The organism is Parvibaculum sp. (assembly GCF_002684405.1).
Classification (GTDB): domain Bacteria; phylum Pseudomonadota; class Alphaproteobacteria; order Parvibaculales; family Parvibaculaceae; genus Parvibaculum.
This window is the reverse complement of record NZ_NYVD01000175.1, coordinates 1-16,762: the sequence shown is the minus strand read 5'-3', so window position 1 is coordinate 16,762 and position 16,762 is coordinate 1. Positions and strand designations below refer to the sequence as shown.

The following is a 16,762-nucleotide window of genomic DNA, read 5'->3' as shown; positions in this document are numbered from 1 at the left end:
GCGTCCTGCTTTTTCTCTGGCCGGTCTGCTATCTCATCGTCACCGTGGCCTGGCCCTATGTGCGCACCTCATGGCTCGTTCACGAGGGCTCCAAGGAAACCAGCGGCATCCAGGCCGTCTTCCTGCTGAAAAGCGTGATCCCGGTCTTTGCCGTTTTGCTGGCGCTGCAGGGCCTCTCGACGCTCATCCATTCATTGCGTGTTCTCCGGGGGCTTGAACTGCCCGTGGAAGAAGACGAACAACATATCTGAGCACGCAAATGGCAATCAGCGAGTGGCTAGACATTCTGATGTTCGCCGTGGCCTGCGGCTCGCCGCTCTGCGGCTTCCCCGTCGCCTTCACGCTGGCGGGCGTGGCGCTGATCTTCGGCCTCCTCGGCATGTGGTTCGACGTCTTCGATTTCGGCTTCATGGCCGTGCTGCCTCAGCGCATCTACGGCAACATGACGAACGAAGTGCTGATGGCGGTGCCGCTCTTCATCTTCATGGGCACCATGCTGGAGCGCTCCCGCGTGGCGGAGGAACTGCTCGAAAACATGGCGCGGCTCTTCGGCAGCCTGCGCGGAGGCTTGGGCTTTTCGGTCTCCATCGTGGGCGCATTGCTGGCCGCCTCCACCGGCATCGTCGGCGCGACCGTGGTGACGATGGGGCTCCTCTCGCTCCCCACCATGGTACGTCGCGGCTACGACCCGTCGCTTGCCTGCGGCTCCATCGCGGCGGCCGGGACGCTCGGCCAGATCATCCCGCCCTCCATCGTGCTGGTGCTGCTGGGCGACACCATGTCCAACGCCTATGCAGATGCGCAGCGCGCGCAGGGCATTTTCGCGCTCGACACGATTTCGGTGGGCGATCTCTTTGCCGGCGCGATCATTCCCGGCCTGATGCTGGTCGGCTTCTACATCGCCTATCAGGCCTGGCGCGCCTATTCCGATCCGGCCTCCTCGCCCACCATGCCGCCGGAAGACCACCTGACGCGCAAGGAACTCTACAGCCGCACGCTGCGCGCGCTGATCCCGCCGGTCACGCTCATCATTTCGGTGATGGGCTCGATCCTGGCCGGTATCGCGACGCCGACGGAAGCCGCGGCCGTAGGGGCGGTCGGCGCGATCCTGCTGGCGGGCGAGCGGCATGAGCGCACAAGGCGCGCCGTGCGCATTGCCGCGCTGGCGCTCGTCGCATTGCTGATCGAAACCTCCTTCATGGATTTGCGCACCTCGCGCAACAACATCGGCATAATCGATACGATCGGCATCGCGGCGGCATTCGTGTTTTGCGCCGCCATCGCCTGGGGCCTGCTCGCAAGCCTTGTCCAGCTTGCCCGGCAGGGAACGCTTCAGGAAGTGTCGCAATCGACAGCGCGCGTCACCTCCATGGTGTTCATCATCCTGATCGGCGCGGCGCTCTTCAGCCTCGTCTTCCGCGGGCTGGGCGGCGACACCACGGTGGAGCACTTCCTGACCAACATGCCGGGCGGCGCCGTCGGTGCGATGATCACCGTCATGGCGATCATGTTCCTGCTCGGCTTCTTTCTCGACTTCATCGAGATCGTCTTCGTGGTCGTGCCGCTCGTCGCGCCGGTTCTGCTGCAAATGGGGATCGACCCCATCTGGCTCGGCATCATGATGGCCATCAACCTGCAGACCTCGTTCCTGACGCCGCCCTTCGGCTTTGCGCTCTTCTATCTACGCGGCGTCGCCCCCGAAACGATCCGCACCGCCCAGATCTATCGCGGGGTCGTTCCCTTCGTGATAATCCAGATTTTCGCACTCATCGTGATCGCCCTCGTGCCGGGGCTCGCTACCTGGCTCCCCCATCTCATTTTCGGATAAAGGATCCCCATGTCCCCGGAAGATCAGCGCAGTTCGCTGCGGCGTACCGTCTCCCTCTCCTCGCTCGTCATGCTCTCGGTGGTCGGCGTCATCGCCTATTTCATCTACACCGGCAAGGTGGACATGGGCGATCCCGTCCGCATGGACGCAACCATCGAACAGACCGTGGACTATGGGGACAATCGAGGCCCGACGCTGAGCGCCGATGTGACCATCGTCAATGACAGCGACGAGACGCTGACCGTCCGGTCGGAAACGCAGTGCAAGATATTCCAGTGGTTCCTGCTCGATACGGATGGCGCACTGATCGAGGCGCAGCTTCCCGACGCGAATTGCGCCGACGTGCCCGCGACGAATTTCATCGAACCCCATCACAAGATGACGGACAAGTTCACGCTCGAACTGGACCGGCGCCGCGTCCAGCCCGGCGACTATGTGCTCTTTATCCGCTATTGGGGCTATGAAGGCCGCCAGCAGGTGACGATCGAGTAATCGACAAAAAAGCCCCGGCAAAAATATGCCGGGGCTTTTTCCTTTGCACCATCACCGCGGTGCGCCGTTCCGATCAGAAGCGGATATTATATCCTGCGCGAACGATCTCGCCCTTGGTATGGGGGTTGAACGCCGCCGTGCTGAGCGTCGCATCGGCTTCAAGCTCGTAATGCAGATATTCGAGCTTGGCGCTGGACTTGTCGCCGAAGGTGGTCTCGACACCGCCGCCAAGCACCCAGCCCGTGCCGGTGTTGAAGTCTTCGCCGCCGCCCGCGGACTTGTAGTTCAGCCCGCCGATTGCAATGCCGCCCGTCCCGTAAACCAGCAAACCCTGGTCCACGCTGCCAAGGTCATAGCCAAGCCGGCCTCGGAAGGTACCGAAATATTCCATCTTGGTTTCGCATCCGCCGCCAAGGCTGCAAGCGTTCTGCTCGCCGGAAATATCCGCCCAGGCAATATCGGCTTCCGCGCCGAACACCCAGGACCCGGTATCCCCGTTGAAGCCCGCGGTCCCACCCAGCAACATGCCGTCGCTGTCGAACGACACATTGCTTGCCGCCCAATCGTCCTTGGACCAGCCATAGCCGCCCTGCAGACCAAGATATAAGCCCGACCAGTTGTAGCTGGGTTCGGGACCGAACGTGTTGTCTTCGGCGCTTGCCGGACCGGCAATAACCGCGCACGCCAACGCCGCCGCGCCTGCAATCAGAAGCTTTTTCATCTGCTCCTGCTCTCCTTCAAATGACTGTCATCGGCCCCCCGACGCACATTCCTACCGCCTGGGCGGGGATACGCGTAGAAAGGCAGGTCACGCATTTACGGAAAGAACGACATTCGCAGCCGCAAGATGCAGCGAAACAACGCTTTTCGATAGCTGGCTCACATCACGCCGAACCGAAGCCGCCGCCGAAATTGTGCCCAACCGGGAATCCCTTGGGCGGCAGGCGGCCCGCCTGCGCGCGCTGGCCGAGCCAGTCCTTGAGCGAGTCGAAAGTGCGCGCCCGGTTGGACCGGTCATAGGCGATAAGGCCCTGCTTCAGCGTGAACGTCTTCACATCGCCGAGGCCGCCATCCTTGTAGCGCTGCAGGCGTACGCCCTTGCCTCGGGTCATCTCGTTCAGCTCGTTCAGCGGAAAACAGAGAAGCTTCCGGTTCTCGCCGATCACCGCCACATGATCGCCCGACACGACGGCGCAGACCACCGCCTCGTCCTGACCGGAGACGTTGAGCACCTGCTTGCCCGCGCGACGCATCGCCACGATTTCGGTTTCCGGCACGACGAAGCCATAGCCTTCGCGCGAGGCGACCAGAAGCTTGCGTTCCGGCTCGTGCACGAAGAGCTGAACGATGTCGTGACTTTCATCGAGATCGATCAGCAAACGGATCGGTTCGCCATGACCGCGCCCGCCTGGCAGCTTGTCCGCGCCCAGCGTATAGAACCGGCCATTGGTCGCAAAGATGACGACCTTGTCGGTGGTGTGCGCATGAAGGCGGAACTTCTCGTCATCGCCTTCCTTGAACTTGATCTCGGCATCCTCGGCAAGATGCCCCTTCATCGCCCTGATCCAGCCCTTGTTCGAGCAGACCACGGTAATGGGCTCGCGCTCGATCATCGCCTCGAGCGGCACTTCCTCGATCTGCGGCACATCGGAGAATTGCGAACGGCGGCGGCCGAGATCGGTCTTGGGGCCGAAGGTCGTTTTCAGCGACTTGATTTCGTCGCCGATCCTGTCCCACTGCGCCTTTTCAGATTTCATCAGCGTCTTCAGCTTCTTCTGCTCGTCGCTGAGAGAATTGTGCTCGGTCCTGATTTCCATTTCCTCAAGCTTGCGCAGGGACCGCAGACGCATGTTGAGGATCGCTTCCGCCTGATTGTCGGTGAGCTTGAAGGTCTTGATGAGCTGCTTCTTGGGCTCGTCCTCCTCGCGGATGATGCGGATCACCTCGTCGAGATTGAGATAGGCAATCAGATAGCCGTCCAGCACCTCCAGCCGCTTTTCGATCTTGTCGAGGCGGAAATTGGTGCGGCGGACCAGCACTTCCTTGCGGTGTTCGAGCCAGGCACGAAGGGCCTCGCGCAAATTCATCACACCGGGCACCTGCCCCGCCGACAGCACGTTGAGGTTGAGCGGGAAACGGCTTTCCAGATCGCTCGCCTTGAAGAGCGACTCCATCAGATGTTCCGGATCGACCGTCTTGCTCCGCGGCACCAGCACGAGGCGGATTTCCTCCGCCGACTCATCCCTGACATCTTCGAGCAGCGGCAGTTTGCGCGCTGTCAGAAGCTCGGCGAGTTTTTCCACCAGCTTCGACTTCTGAACCATATAGGGGATTTCAGTGACGACGATCTGCCACAGCCCGCGCGGCAGCTCTTCCTTTTCCCACTTCGCCCGCACCCGGAACCCGCCACGGCCCGTCGCATAGGCTTCGGCAATGGATTCCTTGGACTCCACAATCACGCCGCCGGTCGGGAAGTCCGGTCCCGGCACGAGTTCGACGAGCTTTGCCGCAGAGGCATTGGGATGCTTGATGAGATGCAGCGCCGCATCGCAAAGCTCGGCGACATTGTGCGGCGGTATGCTGGTCGCCATGCCGACCGCAATGCCTGCCGCGCCATTGGCAAGAAGCTGCGGGAAGGCGCCCGGCAGAACGATAGGTTCGCTGTCCTCGCCGTCATAAGTGTCGCGGAAATCGACCGTATCCTCGTCGATCCCGTCCAGCAGCAGCGCCGCGACTTCCGTCATCCGCGCTTCGGTGTATCGCATGGCGGCGGCGTTATCGCCGTCCACATTGCCGAAATTGCCCTGCCCGTCCACCAGCGGATAGCGCACGGAGAAATCCTGCGCGAGACGCACCAGCGCGTCATAGACCGACTGGTCGCCATGCGGGTGGTACCGGCCGATTACGTCGCCGACCACGCGGGCGCATTTCTTGAAGCCGGAGCCGGGATCGAGCTTGAGCTGCCGCATCGCATAGAGCACGCGGCGATGCACCGGCTTCAGCCCGTCGCGCACATCCGGCAGCGCGCGGTGCATGATGGTGGAGAGCGCATAGGCAAGATATCGCTCCTCCAGCGCTTCGCGCAGATTGACGTCATGCTCGGGTTCTGGGGGCGGCGCAACTTTGGCCATCGGGGGTACTCTCGATCCTGGGATTGAAGGCGGATTATATCAACGATTCGGCGTAGTCTCTGCCTCTGCGCGCTTCGCCACGCGTTCGGCGAGGCGGATGCGGGCGTCCGGCAGGTGCCGGTCATGCGGTGCGAAGAGATGGCGCTCCAGAAAGTGCCCTGTCACGCGCAATCCCTCGGCCACATCGGCGAGCCCGGCGTCGCCCGCCTGGGCGCCGATCATGAAACCGGGAAGCCTGAACAGCCGGTCTTTATAGGGCTCGCCCGCCTCGCGGCTGACCGCGCCGCCGCTTTTCGGCGAGATATAGACGAGGTCGTCCCGGCTGCCCGTGGCCGCGCAGCGCGAGAGATCGAGACCGAAGCCCAGCTCCTGCAGCAGCCCCTGCTCCCAGCGCACGAAAATGGCCGGCCAGATGTCCTCGTCTTCCATCGTGTCCAGCAGCAGCTGGTAAGCCTCGAACAGCGCCGGATGCTCCTCCCGCTCCGGGATGATGCCCGCCATCGTACTGGCCGCGCTCAAGCCCGTCAGCGCGAAGGGATCTTCCATCAGCGTGGCAGCGCGCGGTTTCAGCGGTTCGACGGTAAAGGTCCCCAGGTGATCGGCCAGCCGCGCGCGCCAATGCACCGCGAGACTGTTGCCCGGCTGCAAGAGACCGCGCAGACGCCGCGAGGCCCCGCCCCGGACAAGCCCCAGATGACGGCCATGCTCGCGCGTAAAGACTTCCAGGATCGCCCCCGACTCGCCATAGGTCCTGGCGGAGAGAACGATCCCCTCGTCACGCCATTCCATTTTGTTTCACTCCGAGCGCACTGCGAGTGACAGAAGCTTCCATGTAAAGTTTGGAAATTTGAATAAGTTACTTAGCCTGAAAAACTTCTCTTGATCACCTTAAACGCTTCACTGTCTCCATATACGGTTTTGTCACACGCTGTTTTCACGTAAGCCAGACTTTTCTCTGTAATTGAGAACTCGTTTATCGAGTGCTTCGAATATATTGTTAAAGATTCTCGCTCGGGCAAACGAAAAGGAAGCTTTTCTCCTCCGTCAATTATGTATCGAGAGATAGGTTGCCGCCCTCCCGAAACACGCCCATTTGGAGCAACGCCGACCTCATAAATGGTCACCGGAAATCTACTAAAATTCACAACCTCAACGCCGATGCTCGGAACCAATCCAACCTTCTCGGTAAACAGAGAATTCGAGAATGTAAGATAACCATTAGGCCCAGAGTAGTAAGCTACAGGAGTAATCCGTAAGCGGATTTTAGCTTTCCACATTTCAATAACGAAATTTAGCACACCGAGAGATGTGCCGATTGCACCGAGGACAAGGGAAACAATCTGCGCGGAGTCCATCACTCCTCCCTAAAAGATAGTTCGTTTCCACAAAAAGAAATCTCAGATATTAGCTGCGCTCAACCGGTCGGGAAATCCAGCCCCATCGCGCCGAAGCGTTCGCGGTCGTTGCCCCAGTTCTCGCGGACCTTAACGAACAGGAAGAGATGGACCTTGGTCTCCAGCAGTTCCTGCATCTCCTCGCGGGCGAGCTGGCCGATGGTCTTGATGCTCTGCCCGCCCTTGCCCAGCACGATCTTCTTCTGGCTGTCGCGCTCGACATAGATCACCTGCTGGATACGGATGGACCCGTCCTTCTTCTCTTCCCAGCTTTCGGTCTCCACGGTCAGCGCATAGGGCAACTCGTCATGCAGGCGCAGATAGGCTTTCTCGCGCGTGATCTCCGCGGCAAGCGAACGCATCGGCACATCCGCGATCTGGTCTTCCGGATAGAGCCACGGCCCCTCCGGCATCAGCGCGGCCACATGGCGGCGAAGGTCGTCGACGCCGTCGCCCGTCAGGGCGGAGATCATGAAGATTTCGCTGAAGAGACCGGTCTCGTTCAGCTCCTGCGCCATCTCCAGCAGCTTGGCATGCGGCACGCCGTCGATCTTGTTGAGCGCCAGAAGCACCTTGCGCTGGGAGTCTTCCAGCGACTTCAGGATCGCCCGGACTTCTTCCGTGATGCCTTTCTGGATATCGATCAGCAGCAATACCTGATCGGAATCCTTCGCGCCCCCCCAGGCCGCATCCACCATGGCGCGGTCGAGACGGCGCTTCGGCTTGAAGATACCCGGCGTATCCACGAACACGATCTGCGCATTGCCTTCGATGGCGATCCCGCGAATGCGCGCGCGCGTCGTCTGCACCTTATGCGTGACGATGGCGACCTTGGAGCCGACAAGCTGGTTCAGGAGCGTCGACTTGCCCGCATTGGGCGCGCCGATAATGGCGACGAAGCCCGCGCGGGTGCCGCCTGCCTCAATTTCACTCATGAGTTTTCCACTCGCCAATACCGATCAACATGGCTTCCGCTGCATTCTGTTCCGCCTGTCTTTTGCTGGTCCCGGTCGCCCGGATCGGCTCCACGCCGCTGATACTTACTTCCATGGTGAAGACCGGCGCATGCGGCGGTCCTTCCCGTTCGATTTCCTGATAGCGCGGCAGCCCCGCGCCCTTCGCCTGCGCCCATTCCTGCAACGCCGTCTTGGCATCGGGCCGGGCATGTTCCGGCAGGCTCGCCATATCCTCCCAATGGGTGCGGATGAACCGTCTGGCAGCTTCATATCCGCCATCGAGATAGATCGCCGCGATGACCGCTTCGCAGGCATCGCCCAGTATAGCGAGTTTCTTGCGCCCGCCGCCTCGCTGTTCGCTGGTCCCCAGCAGGAGATGCGACCCGAGATCGACCGCTTCGGCCACTTCCGCGCAGGCCTCCTTGCGCACCAGCGCATTGAGGCGCATGGCCAGCTCGCCCTCTTCGGCTTGCGGAAAATCCTCCATCAGCCATTCGGCCATCACAAGGCCCAGGACACGGTCGCCCAGAAATTCGAGCCGCTGGTTCGTCTGCTCCACAATCCCCGCATCCAGCGCGGAGGAATGACTGAGCGCATGCCGCAGGCGGCCTGTGTCCTCGAACTTGTACCCGAGGCTTTCCTCAAGCTGGGCGAGGTTCTTTTTCCCCGCCTTCTTCGTCATCTGCTGCTCCGTTCAAGTGGACTGAAAATCCACCCGGCCGACCCGCCCGGTCGACCCATTGGCCTAATCGACCCATTGGCCGATGCGATCCCACCGGATCGCCGAGGGCCACCGCCAGAATTGCCAGAAATGGGCGCTGCCATCGCTGGAGAAGAAAATGATCTCGGCCTTGCCGATCAGATTTTCCGCCGGCACATAGCCAACCACATTGGGCACGCGACTGTCGCTGGAATTGTCGCGGTTGTCGCCCATCATGAAATAATGGCCCGGCGGCACGGTATAGACGCCGGTATTGTCGGTCACGCTGTCGCGGACCAGATCGAGCGTCATATAGGACTTCCCGTTGGGGAGCGTCTCCTTGTATTGCGGAATACGACGGACGCCGCCAAAGGAATCGCGCTCCACGAAATCCTCCACCCGCACCTTCGGCACCGCCTTGCCGTTGAGGTAGAGAACGCCGTCGATCATCTGGATCTTGTCGCCGGGCAGCCCGATCACGCGCTTGATGAAGTCGGTCCGGTTATCCGTGGGGACCTTGAAGACGGCCACATCGCCACGCCGGGGCTGGGCGCCGAACACGCGGCCCGAAAAGATCGGCGGGCTGAAAGGCAGCGAGTGATGCGAATAGCCATAGCTGTATTTCGCCACGAAAAGATAATCGCCGATCAGCAGCGTCGGGATCATCGAACCCGAGGGAATATTGAAGGGCTGAAACAGAAAGGCGCGGATGAAGAGCGCAATCAGCAGCGCATAGCCGACAGTCTTCAGATTGTCGATCCAACCTGCGCTATGCGCATTCTTCACATTCTCAGACATGGATATTTTCCAACTCCTGCCACCGGGATACTCGGGAAGCCCGCTCCCGCCGGGGCGATAACATTCGCGGGGACCATACCATAATGGGGCATAGCGACAGCCCCGCCGCCGCGCCATTCTGTTGCCGGCTTGTTACACCTGGACCTTGGGAACGGCCGAAATGATGACGATCGCCTGAGCGAGCGGGTGATCGTCGGTAATCGTGAGATGGATCACCGGGTCCATCCCCTCGGGAACGAGTTCCAGAAGACGCGCATGGGCGCCGCCCGTGAGCGCCATGGTCGGCTGGCCGCCGCGCAAATTGACCACGCCCATATCGCGCCAGAAGACGCCGCGCCGGAGCCCGGTGCCCAGCGCCTTGGAACAGGCTTCCTTCGCGGCAAAACGCTTCGCATAGGAAGCCGCGCGCATCCGCCGCTTTTCCGATTTCTCGCGTTCAATCTCGGTGAAGATGCGGTCCGTAAACCGGTCGCCGAACCGCTCCAGCGTCTTCTCCACCCGGCGGATGTCGATGAGGTCGTTGCCGATGCCGATAATCATGCTCACCTGCCCACCACCGCGCGGCCCGAGCGCGCCTCGTCCATCGCCACGCGCATCCGCTTGATGGTCGAATGAAGCCCGCCGAAGATCGCCTCGCCGATCAGGAAATGGCCGATATTGAGTTCCTTCAGATCCGGAATGGCCGCAATCGGTCCCACCGTCTCGAAGGTGAGGCCGTGGCCGGCATGAACTTCCAGCCCCGCTTCCGCGCCATAGCGCGCAGCCTCGGCGATGCGCTGAAACTCCGTCTCCACCAGCGCCTCGTCGCCCGCAAAGGCGGCCTCGCAATAGGCGCCGGTATGAAGCTCCACCACCGGCGCACCGAGCGAGACGGCGGCATCGAGCTGTGCGCGATCGGCATTGATGAAAAGCGAAACGCGAATGCCCGCATCATTCAGCTGCGCGATATAGGGCTTCAGATGATTGTGTTGTCCCGCCGCGTCGAGCCCGCCCTCGGTCGTCACTTCCTCGCGACGCTCCGGCACCAGGCAGGAAGCATGCGGCTTGTGACGAAGCGCGATCTCGAGCATTTCGACCGTCGCCGCCATTTCCAGATTGAGCGGCAGGCCGATCTCCGCCTTGAGGCGTTCGATGTCATGGTCGCGGATATGGCGCCGGTCCTCGCGCAGATGCGCGGTGATGCCGTCGGCCCCCGCTTCCGCCGCGAGCCGCGCGGCGCGCACCGGATCGGGATGATCCCCGCCCCGCGCATTCCGGATCGTGGCGACATGATCGATATTCACCCCGAGACGTAGATAGCTGTTGTCGCTTGCCGGCATGGCACTCTCTCCGTTCGCCGCGTTCAGACCAGGCCCCGGCTGCCCGGCTTCACGGCTTGTGTGCCTTCCAGCTCAGGCGGAAGATCGTCGGGCTTGTAGGTGGGAATATCGATCTGCGCGAGCGAGATGAGCGGCGCCCCGACATCCGCCTTGCCGCCGGAGCGGTCGATCAGACAGGCTTCCGCTACCACGTCGCCGCCCACCTTGCGCACGGCGTCGATACATTCGCGCGAGGAAAGCCCCGTCGTCACGATGTCCTCGACCACCAGCACCTTGGCGCCCTTTTTAAGCTCGAAGCCGCGGCGAAGACGGAACTCGCCCTCCTCGCGCTCGACATACATGGCGGGCACCTCCATGTGCCGGGCCGTCTCATAGCCTGGAATGATGCCGCCCACGGCCGGCGACACGATCACGTCGATCTTGCCAAGCTCCGCCTTCTCGACCTTTTTGGCCAACGCCTTGCACAGGCGCGACGTGCGCTTGGGGTTCTGGAAGACCAGCGCCTTCTGCAAAAAAATCGGGCTGTGGAGCCCGGAGGAAAGGATGAAATGGCCCCTGAGCAACGCTCCGGCCTTTTCAAACTCTTTCAGGACTTTCGCTTCCTTCATTCGCCTTCCCTCTCATGGGTTTCCGACCCCTAGCGGCGCGGCCGGATGACCTTGTTGACGCAGGACAGCCCGTTCAGCGCGGACATGATGCGCGTCAAATGCTTCAGATCGCGCACGTCGAGGTCGATTTGTATGTCATAGAAATCCACGTCGCGCTGCGCCAGACTCAAATTGGTAATGTTTGACCCATAATCCGCGATCAGCATGGCGATGTGGCCGAGAGAGCCCACTTCGTTGCGCGCGATCACCCGGAGCCGGGCCGTAAAGGTCTGCGGATTTTCGGGGTCGGTTTCCCAGGTGAGATCGATCCAGCGCTGGGATTCCTCATCGAATTCCTGCAACGCGGTCGCATCGATCGGATAGACCGTGATCCCCTCGCCCGGCGTCAGAATGCCCACGATCCGCTCTCCCGGCAGCGGATATGTTTCGGGGGCGAAACGGATCGCCAGCCCTTCGCCGCGGCCCGTGAGCTTGACGGCGGAAAGCCCGTCCTTGCCGCTAGCCGCCTTTTTGAGGCCGGTTTTTGCGAGATTGGTGCCTTCAAGCTCGGGATAGACGACTTCCAGCACGCGGCCCGGATCGAGCGTCCCGTCGCCTACCGAAGCGAAAAGCTCGGTCAAATCCTGCTTGCGCAAGGCGCCCAATGCGCGCTCAAGCACCGCATCGCCGGACTCCTTGCCCGCGCTGTCGAACACGCCCTTCAGGATCTGCTTGCCGAGGCGGCTGAACTCCGCCTGCTTGCCGGCGCGGATGGAGCGCCGAATGGCGGACCGCGCCTTGCCGGTGGCCACAAACGCCTCCCAGGCCGGTGACGGACGCTGCGCGGCCGAGCGGATGATCTCCACCTCGTCGCCATTCTTCAGGACAGTGCGCAGCGGCAGGTGCCGCCCGTTGATCTTGCAGCCCACGCATGTGTCGCCGATGTCGGTATGAACGGCATAGGCGAAATCGATGGGCGTCGCGCCGCGCGGCAGCGTGATGAGTGAGCCCTTGGGCGTGAAGCAGAAGACCTGGTCGGAATACATCTGGAGCTTGGAGTATTCCAGGAACTCCTCCGGCGTGCCGCCATGCTCCAGCATCTCAACGAGTTGCCGCAGCCAGCGGAAGGTCGCAGCGAACTCCTGCGTGCCGGCCGCATTGCCGGCCCCTTCCTTGTAGATCCAGTGCGCGGCGATACCGAGTTCCGCGACCTCATGCATCTTCCTCGTGCGAATCTGCACTTCCACACGCTTGCGCAGGGGGCCGATCATCGTGGTGTGGATGGAGCGGTAGCCATTGTTCTTCGGGATCGAGATGTAGTCCTTGAACCGGCCGGGCACCATCGGCCAGGAGGTATGAAGGATGCCCAGCGCGCGGTAGCAATCCTCTTCCGTTTCGACGATGACGCGGAAGCCGAAAATATCGGAAAGCTGTTCGAGCGAAATGCCGCGGCGCTCCATCTTGCGCCACATGGAATAAGGCCGCTTTTCGCGTCCCGTCACGGTGCTGTGAAGACCGTTCTCCTCAAGCTTCGAAATCAGCTCCTCACGGATTTTCTCGACCGCGTCGCCGCTTTCCTCGCGGAAATCGTTGAGGCGTTTCAGAAGCGTCTCGCGCGCTTCCGGGTTGAGCTCCTTGAAGGCCAGGTCTTCCAGCTCGTCGCGGAATTCCTGGATACCCATGCGGCCGGCCAGCGGCGCATAGATTTCCATCGTCTCCTGCGCGATGCGCTGACGCTTCTCCTGCGACTTGATGAAGTGCAGCGTGCGCATGTTGTGCAGGCGGTCGGCGAGCTTCACCAGCAACACGCGAATGTCGTTCGACATCGCCAGCATGAACTTGCGGAAATTCTCCGCCTGCTTGCTGTGCTCGGAGGTCAGCTCGATCCGGGTGAGCTTGGTCACGCCATCCACAAGCTGGGCGACCTGGGGACCGAAAAGCTCGGTCAGTTCCTCCATCGTGCTGCCGGTATCCTCCACCGTGTCGTGGAGAAGCGCCGTCACGATGGTGGCGCTGTCGAGCTTGAGGTCGGTCAGGATGCCCGCGACCTCGATGGGATGGGAGAAATAGGGATCGCCACTTGCCCGCTTCTGACTGCCATGCTGCTTCATGGCATAGACATAGGCACGGTTGATGAGCGCCTCGTCCGCCTTGGGGTCGTAGGCCAGTACGCGATCCACCAATTCGTACTGACGCATCATCGTCAGCGCTCTCCCTTAATCTTCACCGGACCGGAACCGGCCCGAAACGCAAAACGCCGCCCATAACCTTTCGGCCGGGCGGCGTCTCGAATACTTCGCGGCACTGGCGGGCAAACGCCGCGCCTCACACGATCAAACGTCCGATTCTCCGTCCTCGGCATCCGAGGATTTCTGCTGCGGCGAATCGATCTGGCTCTGGATCGCGCGCAGAAGGTCTTCTTCGCTCATGCGCTCGCCGCCTTCCTCGCCGCTGGTGCCGAACGTATCCGTCACGGCTTCGGCCTCTTCCGAGCCCGCAAGAAGAAGCTGCACGTTTTCGGTCTCGGTGTCTTCCGACTCCACCCGCTTCTGCATGCTGCCGATCAGATCTTCGCGAAGATCCTCCGGGATCACCGTCTTTTCAGCGATCTCACGCAGCGCGACGACGGGGTTCTTGTCATTGTCGCGGTCGACGGTCAGCTCGGAGCCCGCGGACATGGCGCGCGCCCGGTGGGCGGACAGCAGAACCAGCTCGAAGCGGTTCGAGACCTTGTCAACGCAGTCTTCAACGGTCACGCGGGCCATTCATGCAACTCCAGTTCAGGCGAATGCGAAAATCTTGCTCTCATATAGGCAAAGCGGCGGCAGAAAGCAATGAAACACGGGCACTTACGCCATTTATTGCATCGCGTCAAGGCTTTAGCGGCTCGATTCCCTCAAGCGCCTCTGGCGGCAGAGCCTCGATAAGTCCATCGACATTTTTTCCCGTAACCGGATGGCGCCAGTCCGGCGCCACATCCTTGAGCGGAACGAGGACGAAGCCCCGCTCCGCAATGCCCGGATGCGGCAGCGCCAGAGGGAGCGGACCGGTTCCGGCATCGGCGCCCCGCGCACCCTCCGCCTCCACCACCTCGCCGCGACAATCCAGCAGATCGAGATCGAGCGTCCGCTCATACCACCGCAAACGCCGCTCCCGGCCGAAAAGCCGCTCGATCTCATGCAGCACCGCCAAGAGCGCCGCCGGGCCGAGATCCGTCTCCACCTGCGCGACCGCATTTACGAAGTCCGGCTGCTCATGCGGCGACACGGGCGGCGTGCGATAGAATCGCGACACGGCGACGACGCGAATGCCCTTTGCGTCCATCTCTCTCAGCGCCGCCTCCAGCGTCCGCCGCGGCGGCCCGTGCTCCGTCGGCAGGTTGCCGCCAAGCGCAACCAGAACAATCCGCTCATCCCGAGGCCTGCTAGATGAAGGCTTGTTCATGAAATCCGAAACTCCTTTTCAGCTGAAAACGCCGGGGCTATAGGTGAACGCCCATCCGGCACCGACTGGCCGGATCGCGGTTGAACAGTTTCCCGATTTCCGGAGAGTTTATACACATGACATTTTACCCGAACGAACGCGTCGCCCTTTTTATCGACGGCGCAAACCTCTATTCCGCCGCCCGCGGCCTCGGCTTCGATATCGACTACAAAAAACTTCTCGACCATTTCCGCGCCAAAGGCATTCTCGTCCGCGCCTTCTATTACACGGCCCTTCTCGAAGATCAGGAATATTCCCCGCTGCGCCCGCTGATCGACTGGCTCGACTATAATGGCTATGCCGTCGTCACCAAGCCCGCCAAGGAATTCACCGACGCCAACGGCCGCCGCCGCGTCAAAGGCAATATGGATATCGAGCTGGCGATCGATGCGCTCGAAATCGCCGACAAGCTCGATCATCTGGTGCTGTTTTCAGGCGACGGCGATTTCCGCCGCCTGGTCGATGCCGTGCAGCGCAAAGGCAAGCGCGTGACGGTCGTCTCCACCATGCGCTCCCAGCCGCCCATGATCGCCGACGAGCTGCGCCGCCAGGCCGATGTCTTCCTCGAACTCGAAGCGCTGCGCGACGCCGTGGGCCGCAAACATGCCGAACGCCCGCAGCGCGAAGACGATGAAGACGATTACGACGACGAATATGACGATGACGACGATTACGAGGACGACGACGAAGAAGATGCTCGTCCCGGACGCGCCTGATGCCGGCAAAGCGCCCGGCAAAAGGTAACGCCGTCGCATCCCGGCCGGAACCGCCGGCCGATTGCGATGCCTGCCCGCGGCTCGCCGCCTTTCGCCACGACAATGCGGCCGCCCATCCCGACTGGTTCAACAAGCCGGTGCCTTCTTTCGGGCCGGAGGATGCGCGCTTCCTGATCGTCGGACTCGCCCCCGGCCTTCAGGGCGCGAACAAGACCGGCCGTCCCTTTACCGGCGATTATGCGGGCGACCTTCTTTACGCAACGCTCGATAAATACGGGTTTTCGGAAGGCAGCTACGGCGCCCGGCCCGATGACGGGCTGCAACTCCGCGATGCGATGATTACCAATGCGGTGCGCTGCGTGCCGCCGCAGAACAAGCCGACGGGCGAGGAAACGCGCAACTGCCTCTCCTTCCTGAGCGCCAGGATCGCGGCCATGCCCAACCTGACCTGCCTGCTGGCCCTGGGCCGCATCGCACATGACGCAGTGCTGACCGTGCGGGAGCTGAGAAAGTCGCAATATAAATTCGCACATGGCGCATCGCACGATATCGGCGGCGGACTGACGCTTTTCGACAGCTATCACTGCTCCCGGTACAACACGAATACGGGCCGCCTCACCGAGGCCATGTTCCATGATGTGTTCGACCTGGTGGCAGCGCATCTGGGGAGATGATCGCCGGACCGTCGTTGCGAACGCAAGCGAAGCAATCCAGAGGCGGCGAGCTCAGCACTGGATTGCTTCGTCGGCTCCGCCTCCTCGCAATGACGAAATCTAGCCGTAACGCTGCTCCGTCCATGGATCGCCTTCATTGTGGTAGCCGCGTTCTTCCCAGAAGCCGGGCTTGTCCACCGCGCTGAACTCGATGCGGCGGATCCACTTCGCACTCTTCCAGAAATACCATTGCGGTACGATGGCGCGCACCGGGCCGCCATGCTCGCGCGTCAGCGGCGCGCCCTCCCAGCTATGCGCAATCAGCACATCAGGCGACAGGAATGCGTCCAGCGTAAGATTGGTCGTATAGCCGTCATAGGCATGAAAGATGACATGACGCGCATCGGCCTTGGGGACCACGAGATCGACGATTGCCTGCGACGGCACACCCGCCCAGCGATTGTCGTAACGGCTCCATGTCGTCACGCAATGGATGTCGCTGACATCCTCCATCTGCGGCAGCGCCATGAACTCGTCGAAGGAGAGCGTGACGGGCTTTTCGACCAGCCCCTCGATCCTGAGCTTCCACGTCGCCTTGTCGAGATCGGGCTGCACGCCGAGATCGAGCACCGGCCATTTCTCCACGAGGTGTTGGCCCGGCGGCAGGCGGTTTTCGCGGGCACGGTCCGGCGAGCCGGTCAGATG

At 61.8% G+C, this 16,762-nt stretch carries 18 protein-coding genes and 1 pseudogene; 5 read left to right on the top strand and 14 right to left on the bottom strand.

Features of this window, described 5'->3' with window-relative positions; genetic code table 11:
* From CMI59_RS16420 to CMI59_RS16410, 3 genes and pseudogenes are all read left to right on the top strand, one after another.
* Positions 1 to 251 (top strand): annotated as a pseudogene (locus tag CMI59_RS16420) (C4-dicarboxylate ABC transporter permease); the annotation flags it as partial.
* A gap of 8 nt (positions 252 to 259) precedes the next feature.
* The gene (locus tag CMI59_RS16415) at positions 260 to 1,828 is read left to right on the top strand and encodes a TRAP transporter large permease subunit (protein WP_293329311.1); all 1,569 of its coding nucleotides are present in this window, start codon (positions 260 to 262) and stop codon (positions 1,826 to 1,828) included.
* A gap of 9 nt (positions 1,829 to 1,837) precedes the next feature.
* The gene (locus CMI59_RS16410) at positions 1,838 to 2,320 is read left to right on the top strand and encodes a hypothetical protein (protein WP_293329310.1); all 483 of its coding nucleotides are present in this window, start codon (positions 1,838 to 1,840) and stop codon (positions 2,318 to 2,320) included.
* Between the two features lie 73 nt (positions 2,321 to 2,393).
* Here CMI59_RS16410 and CMI59_RS16405 read toward each other — a convergent pair whose 3' ends face one another.
* From CMI59_RS16405 to folK, 13 genes are all read right to left on the bottom strand, one after another.
* Positions 2,394 to 3,041, bottom strand: coding sequence for an outer membrane beta-barrel protein (locus tag CMI59_RS16405; protein WP_293329309.1), 648 nt, complete (start codon positions 3,039 to 3,041; stop codon positions 2,394 to 2,396).
* A gap of 163 nt (positions 3,042 to 3,204) precedes the next feature.
* Positions 3,205 to 5,451 carry a DNA topoisomerase IV subunit A gene (gene parC, locus CMI59_RS16400; RefSeq protein WP_293329308.1) on the bottom strand — a complete coding sequence of 749 codons (2,247 nt, stop codon included), beginning with the start codon at positions 5,449 to 5,451 and terminating at the stop codon, positions 3,205 to 3,207.
* 39 nt (positions 5,452 to 5,490) lie between these two features.
* Positions 5,491 to 6,240 (bottom strand): DNA repair protein RecO, encoded by a 750-nt coding sequence (recO, locus tag CMI59_RS16395; protein WP_293329307.1) that lies wholly within the window; start codon positions 6,238 to 6,240, stop codon positions 5,491 to 5,493.
* Positions 6,241 to 6,311: 71 nt separating this feature from the next.
* Entirely contained in the window at positions 6,312 to 6,806 is a 495-nt protein-coding gene (locus CMI59_RS16390; RefSeq protein WP_293329306.1) for a hypothetical protein, read from the bottom strand.
* Positions 6,807 to 6,865: 59 nt separating this feature from the next.
* A complete protein-coding gene (gene era / locus CMI59_RS16385) occupies positions 6,866 to 7,780 on the bottom strand; it encodes a GTPase Era (RefSeq protein WP_293329305.1) in 915 nt (304 codons plus the stop codon).
* Positions 7,773 to 8,483: a ribonuclease III gene (rnc, locus tag CMI59_RS16380; protein WP_293329304.1), complete on the bottom strand. Its 711-nt coding sequence runs from the start codon at positions 8,481 to 8,483 to the stop codon at positions 7,773 to 7,775. The genes era and rnc overlap by 8 nt, the downstream gene beginning before the upstream one ends.
* Before the next feature lie 63 nt (positions 8,484 to 8,546).
* Positions 8,547 to 9,299: a signal peptidase I gene (lepB, locus tag CMI59_RS16375; RefSeq protein ID WP_293329303.1), complete on the bottom strand. Its 753-nt coding sequence runs from the start codon at positions 9,297 to 9,299 to the stop codon at positions 8,547 to 8,549.
* Positions 9,300 to 9,431: 132 nt separating this feature from the next.
* Positions 9,432 to 9,839, bottom strand: coding sequence for a holo-ACP synthase (gene acpS, locus CMI59_RS16370; protein WP_293329302.1), 408 nt, complete (start codon positions 9,837 to 9,839; stop codon positions 9,432 to 9,434).
* 2 nt (positions 9,840 to 9,841) lie between these two features.
* Positions 9,842 to 10,618, bottom strand: a complete 777-nt coding sequence (locus CMI59_RS16365; RefSeq protein ID WP_293329301.1) for a pyridoxine 5'-phosphate synthase — start codon at positions 10,616 to 10,618, stop codon at positions 9,842 to 9,844.
* Between the two features lie 23 nt (positions 10,619 to 10,641).
* Positions 10,642 to 11,226 carry an orotate phosphoribosyltransferase gene (gene pyrE, locus CMI59_RS16360; RefSeq protein WP_293329300.1) on the bottom strand — a complete coding sequence of 195 codons (585 nt, stop codon included), beginning with the start codon at positions 11,224 to 11,226 and terminating at the stop codon, positions 10,642 to 10,644.
* Positions 11,227 to 11,255: 29 nt separating this feature from the next.
* Positions 11,256 to 13,406 carry a bifunctional (p)ppGpp synthetase/guanosine-3',5'-bis(diphosphate) 3'-pyrophosphohydrolase gene (locus CMI59_RS16355; RefSeq protein WP_293329299.1) on the bottom strand — a complete coding sequence of 717 codons (2,151 nt, stop codon included), beginning with the start codon at positions 13,404 to 13,406 and terminating at the stop codon, positions 11,256 to 11,258.
* Positions 13,407 to 13,538: 132 nt separating this feature from the next.
* Positions 13,539 to 13,970, bottom strand: a complete 432-nt coding sequence (gene rpoZ / locus CMI59_RS16350) for a DNA-directed RNA polymerase subunit omega (RefSeq protein ID WP_293329298.1) — start codon at positions 13,968 to 13,970, stop codon at positions 13,539 to 13,541.
* Positions 13,971 to 14,076: 106 nt separating this feature from the next.
* Entirely contained in the window at positions 14,077 to 14,649 is a 573-nt protein-coding gene (gene folK, locus CMI59_RS16345; protein WP_293329297.1) for a 2-amino-4-hydroxy-6-hydroxymethyldihydropteridine diphosphokinase, read from the bottom strand.
* A 116-nt stretch (positions 14,650 to 14,765) separates the two neighbouring features.
* On the opposite strand from folK, the gene CMI59_RS16340 reads away from it, so the two are divergent.
* Together CMI59_RS16340 and CMI59_RS16335 are read left to right on the top strand one after the other, a co-directional pair.
* A complete protein-coding gene (locus CMI59_RS16340; RefSeq protein WP_293329296.1) occupies positions 14,766 to 15,404 on the top strand; it encodes an NYN domain-containing protein in 639 nt (212 codons plus the stop codon).
* Complete coding sequence (locus CMI59_RS16335) at positions 15,404 to 16,078, top strand: uracil-DNA glycosylase (RefSeq protein WP_293329295.1); 675 nt, start codon at positions 15,404 to 15,406, stop codon at positions 16,076 to 16,078. Before CMI59_RS16340 ends, CMI59_RS16335 begins: the two co-directional genes overlap by 1 nt.
* Before the next feature lie 99 nt (positions 16,079 to 16,177).
* On the opposite strand, the gene CMI59_RS16330 is transcribed toward CMI59_RS16335, so the two are convergent.
* Positions 16,178 to 16,762 (bottom strand): sulfite oxidase-like oxidoreductase (locus CMI59_RS16330; protein WP_293329294.1); only part of this gene is annotated, 585 nt, incomplete at its 5' end.